Source organism: Sporosarcina aquimarina (assembly GCF_033253705.1).
Taxonomy (GTDB): domain Bacteria; phylum Bacillota; class Bacilli; order Bacillales_A; family Planococcaceae; genus Sporosarcina; species Sporosarcina aquimarina.
Window position 1 is genome coordinate 181,811 of sequence record NZ_JAUBDH010000002.1, and the last position, 17,409, is coordinate 199,219.

A 17,409-nucleotide genomic window follows, 5' to 3' on the forward strand; every position below is an offset into this window, starting at 1 on the left:
GAGAACGATCATGTCTACTCGAAAGTATACAATTGTAGATCAGGACACGTGTATCGCTTGCGGAGCTTGCGGAGCTGCAGCACCTGATATTTACGATTACGATGATGAAGGAATTGCATTTGTTATCCTAGATGATAACACGGGAAATACCGAAGTTCCAGAAGAACTGATGGAAGACCTCGAAGATGCATTTGACGGATGCCCAACAGACTCCATTAAAATTGCAGACGATCCATTCGATGGCGATCCACTAAAATATGAAGACTAAAAAACAGGATTCCCGCAATGCGGGAATCCTGTTTTTTATTACATTGATAATTTTCTATGCTGTTGAGAAATCCAGTTCTGCATACTCTTAAATAGTAATAATGTTATCGCCATTAAAATGACGCCTTTAATGAGGTTGAACGGCAAAATACCAAGGACGATCATTGTATAGAGACCATCACCTGTTACAGGAGGTGCATTCAAGAAAAATGTGTACGCTGGCAGGAAGACCAAATAATTCAATAAACTCATACCTACTGCCATTGAAACAGTTCCTGAAATAAGACCAACTGTTAAACCGCGGGAATTTCGGAATTTGTTAAATATAAAGTAGATCGGCATTATGAATAGCACGCCCGTAACAAAGTTAGCAATTTCCCCTACAGGTACACCTGTCGGGCTTCCTGATAAAAACCAGTACAGCACATTTTTCAGCAATTCAACAAGAATTCCGGCAACCGGTCCGAGTGTCATTACTGCCAAAACCCCAGGGATTTCACTAAAATCAATCTTTAAAAACCCCGGCAATGCAGGTAACGGGAAGTTAAACTGCATTAAAACAGTGGAAATGCTTCCTAGGATAGCGACTAAAATCATTACCCTTAATTTCTTGCTTGTCATACTAGTTCTCTCCTTTTGCGATTCACTTCACAAAGAGGAAAGGATCTGCCTAATCTTTCGTCTGTCTCCATAAAAACCCCTCCAGCAACTAACGCTAAAGGGAGTTTAAGACGTGGTCAAATAAGATGCGAATTCTCTATTTTTGAAAACTCACACTTAAATAAGCCGTTGTCAAACAGACAAAAAGACGGCTTCGCCTTCACCTTCTCCCATCCAGACTATACTGTCGGCTCCAGAATCTCACTGGAATCAGCTGTTAAGCTCGCGGGCTAGAAAGAATTCACTTTCATTTCCGCCGGTCGGGAATTACACCCTGCCCCGAAGATGAATCAATATTTTATTACATCATCAGTATACCGAAAAAGAAACAGTCTGTAAACTTGTATGTTTACAGACTGTTTCTTATTGCACGATTAATGGCATCGGGTTTGCGCCAATTGGGACTGGTAAGTGTTCTCTAAAGTCCAAACCATTCCAATCCAGCGGTTCGATGTTTGTTAGTTGCACCTGTATGCCAAAGCTGGCCGCAGTCAAAGCGAGACCATCTATTAATTGGCTTGTTTCCTTCATGTCCATTGAATCCAAATTCAATTTGTTTTTGAATTCAACAGTTGCAACATCATCCGTTGAAGAAACCGTAAACTCCAGTCCCTTTGGTATGATTGGTTCGAAAAGGTCATTCGGTTTTTTCTTCATCTCACTTAGGGCACTTTTGAACGAATCTGCTGGTTGCATGAAGTTTGGTGAAAGAAATTCTTTCCCACTTTCCTGTTTGTAGATATAGTAGGGTGTTTGCGTTTCATAGCCATCTATATGAAGCGTTTCTAGAGTTCCTATTTGGTCAAATACAGCAGGTTTACCTGAAGTGTCTAAAATTGCAATTGTCTTATACATCGGAAAGGTTTGAAAAAGTGAGTGAAAGAACACTTCTTGCGTAGCCGATGATTGATCATATTTATGGGATACGTTTAGGTAGACTTTAAGTTCATCCCCTTGTTCTTCAAACGTTGCATCGAGAGGATGTAACTGTTCAAAACCCAATGCTGATTCATCAATTTCTTCGGAGAACGCATTATATAACTCAAGGTCCGTAGACGACTCAGTTAATCCTTTCTCATCTAATTGATCTTTTGTCAGCATGATTGAAATGGGAATACTTACTGCTTGTGCATCTTGGAGTCCTAAATGTAAAACCTTGCTGTCTTGTACGTCTATAGGGTAAGCGGCGTATTGTGGAGTATCCTTCATAAAGCGAGCAGATTCTGAGGCTGGTGCTTTAGACAGCTCATTGTCAGCGCTTCGATCTTCAGCAGTCTGAGCCTTATCTTGAGACGTAGTCTCTGACTCCGCTTGTTCAGCTGACTGATATCCAGGAGAGCCCGAATTCATCAAAGAAGGTATAAGTATCGCAAGCAGCAGTAGTGCAGCAGCTGCCACGATCCCAGGAATCCAACGAATTTTTTTCTTCCTACTTTGAACACGCCGTTCAAAATTGCGATCATCCTGCTTTAAGCGTTCCAATATTTCTTCTTTAGAACGATAATCTGCTTGTTTCGGCATAGACCTCAATAATTCTTCGAGCTTGTCATTGTTATCTTTTTGGTCCACTCGGCTCCCTCCTTTCCATATCAGCCACTTCTATTTTAGAACGTAAGTTTTTTAAAGCGCGGTGTTGAGTCGTTTTAACCTTCCCATCAGACCACCCAAGAATCTCCGCTGTATCTGCAATCGAGAGATCATTGAAAAACCTCATAATAATTACATGCTGCTGATCCAATGTGCAATGATCCAACAACTCTATAATTGTTTGCATTTCATTTTTATTTAAAGTTTTTTGTTCTGGAGATGCTTCAGTCGCTTTCAATTGTTCTCTATCCCAGTCGAAAAACGATGCATCATATTTACTTCGAACCGTCGTTTTGCGGAAATAATCTATAGAGACATTTTTCGCTATCGCAAATAGCCAAGTCTTCTCGGAACTTCGTCCTTCAAAAGAAGAATAAGCCCGAATCGCTTTTATATAGACCTCATGGGATAAGTCTTCAGCAATTTGACGGTTTTTTGTTAAATAGATTAAAAAATTAAAAACATCCTGGTGATACTTTTCATACAGATGATGAAATATGGAGTCTTCCAAAAAATTCACCTCGTTCACATGAGTTGACGGATAAATGTCGTGAAGGTTACAAACTTACTTGGTCCAATCTTCAGTCAAGAGGAAAAACCGTTGTAAAGATAGTCCCTTCAGAATCGCCCCTCTTAGCACTAATTGCTCCACCGTGTGATTCCATAATATTTTTCGCGATAGCAAGACCCAATCCGGTTCCGCTTTTCCCCCGAGTCCGTGCTTTGTCCGCTTTGTAAAAACGCTCAAACACAAACGGTAAATCTTTTTCAGGTATTCCGCTGCCTGTATCAATAACTGATATCGCTATGGACTTTGGATACTTGTCAATTAACAACTTCACTTTACCGCCGTCCGGTGTATGACGTATAGCATTATCAATTAAATTCGTAAATACTTGTTCAATCCGGTCTTCATCCGCATTAAATTTGAGCGATTCAAAGCCATTAGGATCCACTTCAAGTTCAACATTGGAATCCTTAGCCACTTGGGTGAATTTGTTTTGCATACGTTTTAAAAACTGCGCAACAGCTATTTCAGATTTATATAAGCGCATGTGTCCGGATTCCATTCTTGCAAGATCCAATAAATCCGTCACAAGTCTTCCCATTCTTTGAGATTCATCATGAATGATTTTAACCATCTCATGATTGTCTTCTACTGTTTCTGGAACACCATCTAATATGGCTTCACTGTATCCTTGGAGCATCGATATAGGTGTACGTAATTCGTGAGAAACATTCGCGATGAAATCAGAACGTAATTTGTCCAGCTGATGCTGTTCTGTCATATCACGTAATACAGCAACAGCTCCGCGAATACTATTTTTGCTATACAACGGGCTGATTTTAACTACAAAGAACCGTCTTCCCAGCTCTAACTCAGCGTCAACTTCTTCCTCAAACATGACCGCATGTTCTAACATATGACTAATTTCCGGTGGGAGAAGGTCATCTGAATTTTGGTTGATGAATGACCATTTTTGCAGAACTTTTTCAGCTTGTGGATTACTAAGCAAAATTGTATTGTCACGGTTAAAGGTGATTACAGCATCTGTCATCGAAGTCAAAATACTGGATAACTGTTCTTTCTCTTGCTTCATTAGTTCCACGTTGTATTTTAACTGTCTTCCCATTTGGTTAAACGCTGTTGAAAGCTGTCCAATTTCGTCATTCTGTTTAACTGGAATTCGGGCGTCAAAGTTTCCTTTAGATAATTCAAAAGCAGCTTCTTTCATTTGGCGCAACGGACGGGTAATCCGAGTGGATAAGAAGAATGCGAAAAAAGTTGTTAATATGAATGCGATGAACGCTGAAAGCAACACTATATGGGTGGTCCATTTTGTTGTATCGTGAATCGCCTCAAAACTTTGATAAAGTACAACAAAACTACCTTCTTCCTCTGGCAATGGAGCTGCTGAAACAAGATACCTTTCAGAGACATCAGGCTCTGACATAGATGGCAGAATCATTTGTTTTGAAGCATTTCCGTCTTTATTATCTTTACCCAACAAATCTTCACTCACGATTTTGTCTTTCAGTTTACGTAAATTTGTTGAACTTGTATGGAAGGAATAATCAACTTCTCCATCCCTTCCAATTACAATCCCGCTCGTTCCTTCATTCAAAATATCATTGACAACAAGCTGCATTGCAGATTCATTTTCGTGATCTGTAATGATACTGCCAATTGTTTTTGCCTCTCGTGCAAGGGTTTCTTCCGCTTGACGTGTATGGAAGTTGTCAAAGAACTCTAAAAGCAGTGCTGTGACAATAAACAGGACAAATGAAACGAGAAGCAATATGGTTGCCCATAGCTTCCCGACGATTGAATTCCATATTCGATTCATTCTGTTGGCACCTCAAATTTGTAGCCAACACCCCAAACAGTGACAATCATTTTAGCTGCACGTTCAGAAACTCTGTTCAACTTTTCTCTCAGACGCTTTACATGCGTATCTACTGTCCGTAGATCTCCAAAGAATTCATAGTGCCATACTTCTTTCAATAGTTGCTCGCGGTCAAACACCTTGTCCGGTGCCTTTGCTAGGAAATACAAAAGCTCGTACTCTTTAGGAGTCAGACTGACTTCCTTACCTTCAGCAGTGACACGATGCGCATCGTGATCAATGGTGAGTTGTGGAAACACGACTAAATCTTTTGATGATGCTGCTGGTTGCGCTCCGCTAAATGAACCTGTACGACGCAACAGAGCTTTCACACGAAGTACGACCTCACGCGGGCTAAATGGCTTAACAATATAATCATCGGCACCTGTTTCAAAGCCAATGACCCTATCGGACTCCTCGCCTTTTGCAGTTAGTAAAATAATAGGTGTTTGGTTTTCAGCTATTCTTAACTCGTGCAATACTTCCATTCCATCTTTTTCAGGCATCATGACATCAAGTAAAATACAGTCATAATGGTTCTCAGATATCTTTTGAAGTGCTTCTTGGCCATCTTCTGCTTCATCCATTTCATAGCCTTCTCTAGAAAGATACATGGTTAGAAGCCGTCTAATCCGGTCTTCGTCGTCTACGACGAGCAATTTTACATTTTCATCCATTGACAATTGCCCCTTTCAAAACTACTTCTTTCATTGTACTTGTCAATTGCTAAAAAAGAAACAAGTATACCTTCTAAACCTACATTAGCTGCAAGTGACACGACTACTCCTTTTTCTTAAGGGTAAAAATCAGATTTACAACCTTCGTCCAATCTATAAATACCGTTTTAATATTAAAAAAATCCTTGTTTAGACATTGGATATAAAAAAACTGTGCAGCGAATTAAGCTGCACAGTTTTCTTATGCGTACGAGTGTAGACCCGCGATAATTAAGTTAACTGCAACTAGGTTGAACATGATGATTACAAAACCTGCTACAGCCAGCCACGCTGACTTTTTGCCTTCCCAACCTTGAGATAGTCGAAGGTGTAAAAATGCTGCATAGAAAAGCCACGTAATAAGAGCCCATACTTCTTTTGGATCCCATCCCCAGAATCTTGACCATGCTTCATGTGCCCAGATCATAGCGAAGATGAGCGCTCCTAGAGTAAATACTGGGAATCCAATAAGTACAGAACGATATCCGATTTCATCCATTAGTTGCGAATTAGCTCTTTTAGCAAAAGGCTGCAGAAGAGCTGCAACAGGTTTTCTGAAAATCAATCGGAGTAACACGTAGAGAACAACTCCAGATGCGAAAGACCAAACGAATGTTGTAAGTGTCTTTGCATTTACAATCGCTGGCATTTCTGCCCATGGTTTCATTGTGTCTGTTGTCACTTGTTCGTATTCACTCATACCGAACAATGGCGGATAGTTGTATGTGATTTCGGACGCTTTCCCGTTTTTATCAACATACGTAAAATCAGCTTCATATCCAGATAGGCTGAATGCCGTAGAAGAAACAACGAATCCTACAACTAAAATCAAAGTAAACATAACTGCCTCTAACCAGAATCGTTCTTTAGATTTCTTAGTTAAGTCGACGTTCTTTGCTAGATAAATCAACCCTGCCACAGCACTGATCGCCAAAATCGATTCACCAATTGCAGCTGTAATTACGTGTACCGTAAGCCAATAACTCTTCAATGCCGGAATCAACGGCGTGATTTCTCTAGGGAACATACTCGCATAAGCAATAATTACAATTGCAATCGGAAGTGCAAACAATCCTAGTGATGGTGTTTTATAGATGAAGAAAATCAAAATAAAAGCACCTACGAGCATCATACTGAATGCTGTTGTAAATTCAAACATGTTACTAACAGGAGCATGTCCTGCTGCGATCCATCGAGTAATAAAATAACCTAGTTGAGAGATGAACCCAACGATTGTGACAACAATTCCGATTTTCCCCCACATGCTATCTTTGTATGTTTTTTCTGTTTTAGAGCTTTTGACTGCTCCTCCGAAAAAGAACGTCCCGACTAGATAAGCAATAAATGCTACTAAGAGCAAGTTAGCGCTCAACGCTGCATAATCCATTAGTTTGTATCTCCTTCCATCACCGTATCAGTCACTGCATCCTTATCCTGCTTATCCGTATACGCTGGAAGTGCAGCTACTTCTTTAACTGTGTCTATGTCTTTTTTAAGTGTAAACCAGTTCTTGTTAGTATGCGCAGCAATTAGCATTTCAGAATTTGTACCTTTTTGAATCCAAATTCTTCGATGCTGCCAATAAGAACCTTGAATAACTCCTATCATGAAGACAATTCCGCCCAGCAAAAGAATGTAAAGTGTTTTATCCTTACGTATCGTTAAACCAGATGCATCCCGTGTCTCGGCAGATTGGAATTTAGCCTCATAATCATTTGGCTCAACTTCTAAAGTTTGACGAATTGCCACAAAACTTTTTTCACCTTCAGGGTGATCTGGCGTCTTCATATTGAATATAAATGCCGGGTTATTCGGGATTGGTGATTTGGATGTAGGTTCTCCATCGACAATTCCATCATAATCCGCATAATACTCCATAAGTTCTATTGATGAACCATTCCCAAGATCGTAAGAATCGGCGGGGTCATTTAAATCAATTGTGAATTCCCCAAACGATTCTTCTGTCTTTTTGTTAACTAAGTTAAAGGTCATCGATTTCAACTCGTCGGTTTGATAATCCATTTGGAATATACTATATCCATCAAATTTTAAGGGCTTATTAACAATAATAGGATATTCTTTAACAAATTCGACGTCTGAAGAACCAGGGAGAGAGCCCTCTTTTTCTTTATATAGTTTTACGTCAGACTTAAATTCTTTCACGATAGATCCATTTTTCTCAATTGCTTCACCAAAAACTTTTCCTGCCTCGTCCTTGGAATATGTCTCAACGGAGAAGTCGACATTTTCAAGCAAATATCCTGGAGCACCCGGAATTTCACGGGTTTCCCCTTCACGGATCCACATGGTTTCATCTACATAAAACCCTGGTATTCCACGCATTAACACACCTAGTAAGAAAATGATTAGTCCCGCGTGGTTTACATATGGGCCCCAACGACCAAAACGATTCTTTTCCGCAAGAATTGCACCGTCTTCTACTTTAACGTTATAATGTAAATCTTTTAATGCTTTTTCTGCTTTCTCAAGAGATTCATCGGCATCTTCAATATGATCCTGACCAAAAACTCTTTGACGTTTCATAAATGATGGATGACGCTTTGTCCGTTGTTTTTTTAATGACTTATACAGCGGAATAACGCGGTCCAAACTCGCAATAATAATCGAAGTTCCAAGCATACCTATCAAAATCTTAAACCACCAGCTGTCATACATATCGTAAAAGCCAAGTTGATAGTATAGCTTTCCTGCAGTCCCGTATAATCGCTCGTAATAAGCTAAATACTCCGATGGATCATTTCCACTCACTGGAACATAAAATTTTTGCGGGAAAATCGTTCCAATTGCCGAAGTAGATAAAACAGCAATGATAATACTTACACCGATTTTAACGCTTGAAAAGAAGTTCCAAATCTTATCAATTATTGACTTCTTATACGTTTGTGAACGTCTGGCAGATCCCTCATAACGCATATCGACCATTTCACTTTTCTGTGCCTCATCTGTTTGTGGACGACCACACTTTTCACAAAGTACGGTCCCGAATGGATTTTCGTGACCGCACTGGCATTTAATTTTGCTCATTGGATACCATGCTCCTTATTCGGGTTGAATGCTCTCCATGAGCGACACTATTTCAGCTTCGCTCAATTCTCGTGTAACAATCTCTTGAATGACCCCATTTTTATCAATAAGCATCGTAGTCGGAAGTGGAACTACATTATAACTATTTCGACTGACGCTTTTATTTTTGTCTATCAATACAGGGAATGTCAGCCCATACTGTTTGATAAATGTGTCTACTTTGAAATGCGATTCCCCGATATTCACAGATAACACTTGTACACCTTTGTTCGTGAATTCTTTAAAGTGTTTTTCGATATAAGGCATTTCCTTTTTACACGGCGGGCACCATGTCCCCCAGAAGTTTAACAAAACACCTTGTCCTTCATAATCAGAAAGTTTAACTTTCTTCCCGTCCATATCTTGTAGTTCGAAGTTCGGTGCTTTATCTCCAACAGCAAGCACTTTTGTTTCTTTTTTCGAAGTAAGTGCAAAAACAATGGCAGCCGCCAGAATCAGCAAGATCGCTCCCCTGATGTATAGGCGCTTCTTCTTCTTATCCATCTTAGCCACCTCGCTACCTCCTAACATTAGTACTTGGTTTCCTACATAGCACCCTCAATTATAGCAAAGATGAGTTTTTTAATTGCCGTCTTTCGTGATCGTTTTGTGAACAAACCGCCTTAAATCAGCCAATTTTACCTGTTTCAGCTAGAACTCTCAATTGCTTTACTTCGTGTGTTGTCAATTCGCGCGCTTCTCCTGCATTTAACCCTGTTGTTGTAAGTGATGCAAAGGATTCTCTGCGTAATTTCACAACAGGACAGCCAATTGCATCAAACATACGGCGCACTTGACGGTTTTTCCCTTCAGAAATCGTAATTTCAACTAGGGCAGTTTGTGTTTTTTTATCCATAGAACGCATCTTCACATGGGCTGGGGCAGTTAGACCATCTTCTAACTCAATTCCCTTTTCAAGCTTTTTCAATGCCTCACGTGTAGGAATCCCTTTTACTTTTGCGATGTACTGTTTTCGGATACCAAATTTCGGATGTGTCATGGTATATGAAAAGTCACCATCGTTTGTCATGATAATTACGCCAGATGTATCATAATCTAAACGGCCCACAGGGAAAATTCGCTGTTCAACCCCAGGTAATAGATCCAAAACTGTTTTTCTTCCTTTTTCATCATGGACCGTAGATATATAACCTCTAGGTTTATATAGCAAGTAGTAGACGAATGTCTCTTTTACAACTTGAATGCCTTCTACCTCTATTCTATCTGAACCTGACACTTTCGTTCCCAGCTCCGTAACAACGGTTCCATTTACTTTAACTTTACCTTCGAGGATCAACCCCTCAGCTTTTCTTCGAGATGCAACACCCGCACGAGCCAATACTTTTTGTAGTCTTTCCATTTCCGTCACCTCATTCTTCAGTCTCAAAAATTATGTCACATTTCAATGCAAATGAAAAGGAGACCGTCTGAAATACCCTTATAATTACGGATAGCTTCTTCCATTCAACTATCTATTTTAATAGTATGTTCAGTCTGCTATATTTTCATTCAAGCAAAAAGCAGAGGCTGTTAGTAGTCCTCTGCTTAAATAGGGCTATTTAACGTTCTCAAGAATCCCTCTTTACTCACGGCTTATTTGAACCAAAGTTGTTACGAGCGGTTCGTTGTCTAGCGAAACCGTCCATTGACCTTCAGCTGATTGCGTTTGGATTCTTGGGATCTTCATCACTGAACTTACTTTACTCTTCTCTTCTTGTTTGAGCAACAACTTAATTGGTTTATTTAATTTAGCTGTAACCCCTGGTAAAAGCGAATACTTACCTTTTTTTGCAACAGTCATTAGATTATAGTTTTGAAAAACATCTGCTGCGAGTGACTTATGAATGTTCCAATCATTTCCGTTATTTAGCGTTACGACGATTACCTTTTTGCCATCTTTTTCGAAATAAGTTGCAAGTGTTCTTCCTGCTGCTTTAGTAAAACCCGTTTTTCCAGCGACTGCATCTGTTTTTGAAGTGATCAGCCGATGTTTGTTTTCCCATACACCAGAATTTTCACCGCGCCGTTTGTATGTCTTTGTAGAAGCTATTTTTTTAAATTCTTTGTTTTTCATCCCAAAGTAAAGCATCATGGCTGTCTCATACGCAGTCGACAAATGGGTCTCATTATGCAGACCTGATGGATTAGTGAAATGTGTATCTTTCAGTCCATATAACGTCGCTTGCTCATTCATCATTTTTACAAACCCGTCTTGTGAGCCGCCTGCATGCTCAGCTAACGCCGCTGCAGCGTCATTTCCTGAACGCAGCATGAGTCCATAAAGCAGTTCTGTACTGGAGACTTTACTGCCGGGTTCTAAATAGATAGAAGATCCTTCAGCAGAAGCTGCTTCCTGTGAAATCACAGTATTCTTTTGTTCCACATCGGCCTCTATGAAAGTTAAAGCAGTCCAAATCTTTGTTAAGCTGGCAATTGGCAACTGTTCGTGTGGATTATCCCCGTCAAGCAGTCTGCCTGTATCAGCATCAATAACTGCCCACGATGAATTCACTCCCGCTGCTGATGTTTCAGCCCATGGCGTCATTACAAGTGAAGCACATAGCATAATTATAGCCAGTACCTTTTTCAAACACTATTTCCTCCTTCTTCCTGAGCTTCTAATACATCTTGGAACTTTGTCAAAAATAGATCTGTATCTTCGTCCTCTTCCATCTCTTGTAGTAATGGCGGTAAATCTTCTAATGAGTTCAAACCAAATCGGTCCAAAAAGTAAGGCGTGGTTGCATAAAGAATTGGGCGTCCACTCGCTTCCAAACGTCCTTTTTCCATTATGAATCCTTTGGAAGCAAGTGTTTGGATCGCCCGCTCGGATTTAACCCCGCGGACATCGTCTACTTCGACACGAGTGACCGGCTGTTTGTATGCGATAATTGCAAGCACTTCTAGTGCTGCCTGCGTCATCATTTTTGAAGGAGGATTCTCGAAAAGACGTTTTACATCTTCAGCAAATTCTGCTTTTGTAACGAGCTGATAAACACCGCTGTACTGCCGCAATGTGATTCCACTTGTTTTTCTTTCTTCATAACCTGTTAAAAGGTTCTCTATCGCTTCCGACACTTCCCCTTCCGTACACACGGAAAGTGCAGCTAATTGTTTTAATGAAAGTCCTTCCTCGCCAGCAACGAACAGAAAACTTTCAACCATAGCAGATAAGTGTGCAACATCATTCATAAGATGGTTCCTCCATTTGCATTCGAATCAATAACCTGTCGAAATTCCCCAGTTGTTCTACAGTAATATCACTACGTTTCATCAGTTCTAGTATCGACAAAAAAGTCACGACTAACTCACTTACATCTCCTTCATCAAATAATTCATCGAAATCACATGTGCCGCCGTTTCGTTCAACTCTTTTCATGATTTCATCCATCTTTTCACTAACAGATATTTCGTTATTTGCTATACTTGCAGACATAGGCGCTTTTAGTCTTTTACGTTGAAGCATACGCTGAAATGCACCTATTAAATCAAATGCATTCAGCTCATCTCCTGTATCTTTTACAGGAATAACACCAAACGCTTCCATTTCAGATGGTGGTTTCGTATAGTGAACAGAACGCTCTTCGGCTGCTTCTTTCAGCTGAACGGCCGCTTCTTTATATTTCTTGTATTCAAGAATGCGGGCAATGAGCTCATCACGCGGATCTTCTTCAAAATCGAGCTCTTGGCCATCATCATCGTATACATCACTTTCATGTATAGGCAGCAGCATTTTGCTTTTAATTTCAATTAGTGTAGCAGCAAGTACTAAGTATTCGCTAAGTTCATCTAGCTCAAGTACACGCATAGCATGTAAGTGTTCTATGTATTGGTTCGTCAACTGAGCCATTGGAATATCATATATATCGATTTCCAATCGATTGATTAAATGCAGTAAAAGATCTAAAGGACCTTCAAATGCTTCTAATTTCACATTATAAGACATTTTTACGTTCACCTTTTCTGTTCTAAGTACATGAATTTTTAAAAAGGAGTAATGTTATGCATCCTTATTATCATCCGCTCTTCGTTGAGTTCCTTGTTTATTTCAATGGCAATCAAGATTACTTTGAGGGTCATGAAGTATTAGAAGAATACTGGAAAACGATTCCAGGATATGCAAAATCTCATCCTCTTACCGCTTACATTTTACTCTCTACAGGTATGTATCATTGGAGAAGGGGAAACTTAGAAGGCGCATACCGCACCATTGACAAATCATTGCAGCGGTTTCTTTCAATCGACTCCACTTTTTTTGAGTATAAAGAAAAAGTAGATTTCAAAAAGCTAGTGCACGATATCGAATGCGCTCGTTCTGCAATTATGCGTAAAGAAAGCTTTCGTAAGATGAAGATTGAATATAATTCTGATCGGCTATCTGAATTAGTGCAGGTCACCCAACAAAACCTCCCTTTACTTACTCATGGCAGTGACGAGGTTATTCATAAGCATATGCTTCGGGATAGAAGTGATATTCTAAAACTTCGCAACGAAAAGAAGAAGAGCGGACGTTAGCGTTCCGCTCTTGCTTCCTCTAGGACACATTTACTTACAAATGCTTCCGTATATTCATTCCCATAGGGAGTTTTGTCTGGAAATTCTTCTTGAAGTTTCGCCAACATCTCAGTGCCTATTCCCTCGCCTCGAAATGAAGGATTTATAGATAAATGCTGAACGGTGAAAGAATGATCTTCAACTTCAGCACCAACAATTCCAATGAGATCCTCTTGTTCCTTTACTAAATACATTTCCCAGCTGTCATCTGTTTCATAGCGGGCCATTGTTTCTTGAAGTTGTTTGACAGGTTGTTCGCCGGAACTGTATGAAAGAAATCCCATCGCTATTTTGTGATACGTTTTCTTATAACGAACAAGTTTCATCGGTATCCCTTCTTCTTTAACGTTTACTTCTGCTGAATGACAATATTACAAGAAAAATAACTATTTTTCAACTCTCACTTTATCGGGGGTCAATTACTGGCACCACAAAATACCAGTAAATTGCCCCCCAAACTAATGCGCCAATTACAATGACCAAAAACAAAATCAAATTTCTTTTTTTCATTTCGACTCTTTCCTCACCTTCTGGTGCAGAGAAAGATCTAAACGAGTAATGTCTTCGTATGTTTCTCTTCGAATAACAAGTTGATGGTCGCCATCTTCTGCAAATATCACTGCGGGTCTTGGAAGTCTGTTATAATTCCCTGCCATGGAGTACGTATAGGCTCCCGTACAAAATATAGCTACTAAATCCCCTTCAGAAACACTAGCAACTACTGCATCTACAATTAACTTGTCACCAGACTCGCAGCATTTCCCGGCGATTGTTATCGTTGTATCGCGTGGACTTAACATCTTGTTTGCGATAGCCGCAGTATATTTAGCATCATAAAGTGCTGGTCTGATGTTATCTGACATTCCTCCATCGACTGCGACATAAGTGCGCACACCTGGTACTTCTTTTTCACTGCCTGCTGTGTAAAGTGTAGTTCCAGCATCTCCGACAAGTGATCTTCCGGGCTCTATCCAAATTTCCGGCAGTGGATAATTCCAGCGCTTAGCCAGGTCGAAAACGACCTTACCCATTTCTTCAACATATTGTGACGGCTCTAACGGTTCGTCTTCTTCTGTATAACGAATTCCAAATCCTCCACCTAAATTCAACACCGTACAAATGAACGAATGACTCTCTTTCCATACTTGCATTTTTTCCATTAGAGTTTCTGCAGCATGGTTAAATGCATCCGCCTCAAAAATTTGAGATCCAATATGACAATGGAGACCGAGCAATTGTAAATAGGGAACATCGTGCGCAAGCTCAAATGCTTCATCCGCCTGACCATTTTTCAAGTCAAAACCGAATTTAGAATCCTCTTGTCCCGTAGTAATAAATTCATGTGTGTGTGCTTCAATTCCAGGGGTTACCCTTAGCAAAATATTCATATTCTGTTTTCTTGTTAAAGCGATTTCTTTTACCATCGAAAGTTCTAAAAAATTATCTACTACAATACAGCCAATATTTTCATCAAATGCATAGTTTAATTCCATGTAACTTTTGTTATTCCCATGGAAATGAATTCGCTCTCTTGGAAAATCCGCTTTAACGGCAGTGAATAATTCCCCGCCAGAGACGACGTCCAGTGATAATCCTTCCTCCGCCGCAAGCTCATAGATAGCGATAGAAGAAAAAGCTTTGCTAGCATAAGCAACTTGCGCTTTCATTCCATTTTTTTCAAATGATTGCCGGAAATCTGCTGCTCTTTTTCTAAACAATTTTGTATCGTAAACAACGACGGGTGTACCATAGACGTGTGCAATATCTACAGCGTCAACTCCGCCAATTACTAAATGACCTTTTTCGTTTACAGTTTGAGTTCCGTACAATTCCATTGCTTACGCCTCACTCTCATAATCCCGATTTGTCTAAGGACAAATTTATCATAAGTTTTGAGGACAGGCAATTGTTTACGGCATTCGATCACGATTAGGAGAGTCTACAATAAACGGTCTTGGCCCATCTTCTGTCATCGGTCGGCGTAAAAGTACACGAACCATCGCTTTTGGAAAGAATGGAAGCGCCGGCCATAAATATGGCACATTTAATGGTTTCATTGAACTCAAGTAGAAGAACAGCAATGCAAGTATAATGAAAAACCCTGGTGCTCCAGCAACTGCTGCACCAATCAGCAAAGAAATCCTGAATACCTTCGTTGTGATACTCAATTCATATGAAGGGATTGCAAACGTAAGCATGGCGCTGACTGCGACGTATAAAACCACTTCTGGCGTAAATAAGCCAACGTCAATTGCTACTTGTCCAATAACAATGGCCGCAACAAGTCCCATGGCGGTTGTCATCGGGGTTGGTGTGTGAATGGCTGCCATTCGCAGCACTTCTATTCCTAAATCAGCAAGTAACAATTGGACAAATAACGGAACGGCACCAGGATCATCCGGACCGATGTAGGACATGAATTGTGGAATGTGTTGCGTTTTTGTTGAGATTAGATACCAAAACGGCAGCAAAAGAAGACTAAATATCGAACCTATCATTCGAATCATTCGGATGAACGTCCCGATAAAAGGTGTTTGTCGGTATTCTTCAGCATGTTGTAAATGATCGAAGATAGTAGTAGGCACGAGGATAGCAGATGGAGATGTATCGACAATGATGGCAATGCGTCCTTCTAATAGGTTTGCTGCGCAAATGTCGGGTCTTTCTGTGTAACGGACAAATGGCATCGGATTATATCTTTGTTTAAAAAGATACTCTTCTAGTGACTTATCTGTCATGGTTAGTCCGTCTGTTTCAATTTCATCGATTCTTTTACGAATTCCGTCCAGCATTTCTTCATTGGCTGCTCCCTTTATATAGGCAATCGCCACATCCGTCTTGCCTACAGCTGAAACTTTATGCATTTCGAATTTTAAATTCGGCGTCCTTAATCTTCTTCGAATCAATGTCGTATTCTGGAGAATATTTTCTGTAAATCCATCCCGTGCGCCACGGATTACTTTTTCATTGTCAGGTTCTTCTGGCTGTCTGCCCGGATAACTGCGTATGTCTATGAGGAACGTAAAACCATCATCTGTTACGAATCCTGCGAGACCGCTTAAAATGGATGTTAAAAATTCTTCTTTGCTTTTTGGCTGTTCTACAGCGTGATAAGGGAAGTAGGTGAGAAGCTTCTCACCTGAATGGTGAGAAGACTCATCTCCTGTTTCAGCATCTTGCATTTCTGTTAATAACGTTGTGATTGTTTGTCCATCCACAAGTCCATTAATATACAGTAAAAGTACTGGCATTTCCCATAAATGAATAGCTCGTGTGACGGCATCAAACGTTTCGCCCGTTCCAAACTTATCGACAAACCACGCTTCCGCCTCAGTCTTAGATGTAAATAATGGATTCATTTATCGATCAGCCCTCGCTTTATCCAACTTTTCTTCTACAGTCGCGCCCATCCACGTTTTCAGCTGGGCTAGAATTTTCTTTTCTAATCGAGATACTTGTACTTGCGAAATTCCAATTCGTTCCGCAATGTCACTTTGTGTACAATCTAAATAGTATCGCATGTAAATAATGGTCTGATCTCTTTTGTTCAGTTTCGAAACAACATCCCTTAAAGGGATATGATCAAATAACCTTGTGGAACGGTCATCTTTCAACTGATCCATCAGCGTCAAACTATCTCCGTCACTGTCATATAATTGCTCATGAAGCGAAGCAGGATCCCGTAAGGCATCTGACGCAAGAATAATTTCATCTACCGTGACTTCCAGTGTTTCTGCGAGTTCAGATATAGAAGGTGAAGTTCCATGCTCTTTTACATAACTATCTGTAGCATGCCTAATCTTGAAACTAAGTTCACGAATCGACCGGCTTACTTTCACCATTCCATCATCTCTTAGAAACCTTTGAATTTCTCCCACAATCATAGGCACTGCGTACGTAGAAAACTTCACTTCATAGGACAAGTCAAATTTATCAATCGATTTCATGAGACCAATGCAGCCGATTTGAAACAGATCCTCCAAGTCTGCACCGCGCGATGCGAACCGCTGAACGATTGACCAAACGAGGCGTGTATTACCTTCCACCATACGTCTGCGGGATTCTTTATCGCCGGCTTGAGACTGTTGAATCAGCATGCGCATCTCCTCTTGTGTTAGAAGTGCTCCATTTTTTTCAACAGACATTTCCATAGG

At 40.2% G+C, this 17,409-nt stretch carries 18 protein-coding genes and 1 riboswitch; of the genes, 2 read left to right on the forward strand and 16 right to left on the reverse strand.

The annotated features are described in order from the left end of the window. Nucleotides 1-10: 10 nt before the first annotated feature. Nucleotides 11-268 carry a ferredoxin gene (locus QT716_RS03515; protein WP_317934500.1) on the forward strand — a complete coding sequence of 86 codons (258 nt, stop codon included), beginning with the start codon at nt 11-13 and terminating at the stop codon, nt 266-268. Between the two features lie 38 nt (nt 269-306). Here QT716_RS03515 and QT716_RS03520 read toward each other — a convergent pair whose 3' ends face one another. From QT716_RS03520 to QT716_RS03575, 12 genes are all read right to left on the reverse strand, one after another. After that, complete coding sequence (locus QT716_RS03520; RefSeq protein ID WP_317934501.1) at nt 307-888, reverse strand: ECF transporter S component; 582 nt, start codon at nt 886-888, stop codon at nt 307-309. Nucleotides 889-1,085: 197 nt separating this feature from the next. Then, nucleotides 1,086-1,218: riboswitch (FMN riboswitch) on the reverse strand. A 72-nt stretch (nt 1,219-1,290) separates the two neighbouring features. Beyond that, the gene (locus tag QT716_RS03525) at nt 1,291-2,496 is read right to left on the reverse strand and encodes a hypothetical protein (RefSeq protein WP_317934502.1); all 1,206 of its coding nucleotides are present in this window, start codon (nt 2,494-2,496) and stop codon (nt 1,291-1,293) included. Continuing rightward, nucleotides 2,480-3,025, reverse strand: a complete 546-nt coding sequence (locus QT716_RS03530; RefSeq protein WP_317934503.1) for a sigma-70 family RNA polymerase sigma factor — start codon at nt 3,023-3,025, stop codon at nt 2,480-2,482. Before QT716_RS03530 ends, QT716_RS03525 begins: the two co-directional genes overlap by 17 nt. A gap of 70 nt (nt 3,026-3,095) precedes the next feature. Next, the gene (locus tag QT716_RS03535) at nt 3,096-4,862 is read right to left on the reverse strand and encodes an ATP-binding protein (RefSeq protein WP_317934505.1); all 1,767 of its coding nucleotides are present in this window, start codon (nt 4,860-4,862) and stop codon (nt 3,096-3,098) included. Next, entirely contained in the window at nt 4,859-5,578 is a 720-nt protein-coding gene (locus QT716_RS03540) for a response regulator transcription factor (RefSeq protein ID WP_317934507.1), read from the reverse strand. The genes QT716_RS03535 and QT716_RS03540 overlap by 4 nt, the downstream gene beginning before the upstream one ends. Nucleotides 5,579-5,819: 241 nt before the next feature. Further along, the gene (gene ccsB / locus QT716_RS03545) at nt 5,820-7,004 is read right to left on the reverse strand and encodes a c-type cytochrome biogenesis protein CcsB (protein WP_317934509.1); all 1,185 of its coding nucleotides are present in this window, start codon (nt 7,002-7,004) and stop codon (nt 5,820-5,822) included. Next, nucleotides 7,004-8,662, reverse strand: coding sequence for a cytochrome c biogenesis protein ResB (resB, locus tag QT716_RS03550; protein ID WP_317934510.1), 1,659 nt, complete (start codon nt 8,660-8,662; stop codon nt 7,004-7,006). The genes ccsB and resB overlap by 1 nt, the downstream gene beginning before the upstream one ends. A 15-nt stretch (nt 8,663-8,677) precedes the next feature. Beyond that, nucleotides 8,678-9,205, reverse strand: coding sequence for a thiol-disulfide oxidoreductase ResA (gene resA, locus QT716_RS03555; RefSeq protein ID WP_317934946.1), 528 nt, complete (start codon nt 9,203-9,205; stop codon nt 8,678-8,680). 124 nt (nt 9,206-9,329) lie between these two features. Beyond that, nucleotides 9,330-10,061: a pseudouridine synthase gene (locus tag QT716_RS03560; protein ID WP_317934511.1), complete on the reverse strand. Its 732-nt coding sequence runs from the start codon at nt 10,059-10,061 to the stop codon at nt 9,330-9,332. 222 nt (nt 10,062-10,283) lie between these two features. Then, a complete protein-coding gene (locus QT716_RS03565; RefSeq protein ID WP_317934512.1) occupies nt 10,284-11,291 on the reverse strand; it encodes a D-alanyl-D-alanine carboxypeptidase family protein in 1,008 nt (335 codons plus the stop codon). After that, nucleotides 11,288-11,893: an SMC-Scp complex subunit ScpB gene (gene scpB, locus QT716_RS03570; RefSeq protein ID WP_317934513.1), complete on the reverse strand. Its 606-nt coding sequence runs from the start codon at nt 11,891-11,893 to the stop codon at nt 11,288-11,290. Before scpB ends, QT716_RS03565 begins: the two co-directional genes overlap by 4 nt. After that, the gene (locus tag QT716_RS03575; protein WP_317934515.1) at nt 11,886-12,647 is read right to left on the reverse strand and encodes a segregation/condensation protein A; all 762 of its coding nucleotides are present in this window, start codon (nt 12,645-12,647) and stop codon (nt 11,886-11,888) included. The genes scpB and QT716_RS03575 overlap by 8 nt, the downstream gene beginning before the upstream one ends. A gap of 56 nt (nt 12,648-12,703) precedes the next feature. On the opposite strand from QT716_RS03575, the gene QT716_RS03580 reads away from it, so the two are divergent. Then, nucleotides 12,704-13,216, forward strand: a complete 513-nt coding sequence (locus tag QT716_RS03580) for a DUF309 domain-containing protein (RefSeq protein ID WP_317934516.1) — start codon at nt 12,704-12,706, stop codon at nt 13,214-13,216. Here QT716_RS03580 and QT716_RS03585 read toward each other — a convergent pair. The 4 genes from QT716_RS03585 to QT716_RS03600 form a co-directional block, all read right to left on the reverse strand. Next, complete coding sequence (locus QT716_RS03585) at nt 13,213-13,581, reverse strand: GNAT family N-acetyltransferase (RefSeq protein WP_317934517.1); 369 nt, start codon at nt 13,579-13,581, stop codon at nt 13,213-13,215. The genes QT716_RS03580 and QT716_RS03585 overlap by 4 nt on opposite strands. A 180-nt stretch (nt 13,582-13,761) precedes the next feature. Beyond that, nucleotides 13,762-15,090: a diaminopimelate decarboxylase gene (lysA, locus tag QT716_RS03590; RefSeq protein WP_317934518.1), complete on the reverse strand. Its 1,329-nt coding sequence runs from the start codon at nt 15,088-15,090 to the stop codon at nt 13,762-13,764. 75 nt (nt 15,091-15,165) lie between these two features. After that, on the reverse strand, nt 15,166-16,614 hold the full coding sequence (locus QT716_RS03595) for a spore germination protein (protein ID WP_317934520.1): 1,449 nt from the start codon (nt 16,612-16,614) through the stop codon (nt 15,166-15,168). Further along, entirely contained in the window at nt 16,615-17,406 is a 792-nt protein-coding gene (locus tag QT716_RS03600; RefSeq protein ID WP_317934522.1) for a SigF/SigG family RNA polymerase sporulation sigma factor, read from the reverse strand. Nucleotides 17,407-17,409: the final 3 nt, after the last annotated feature.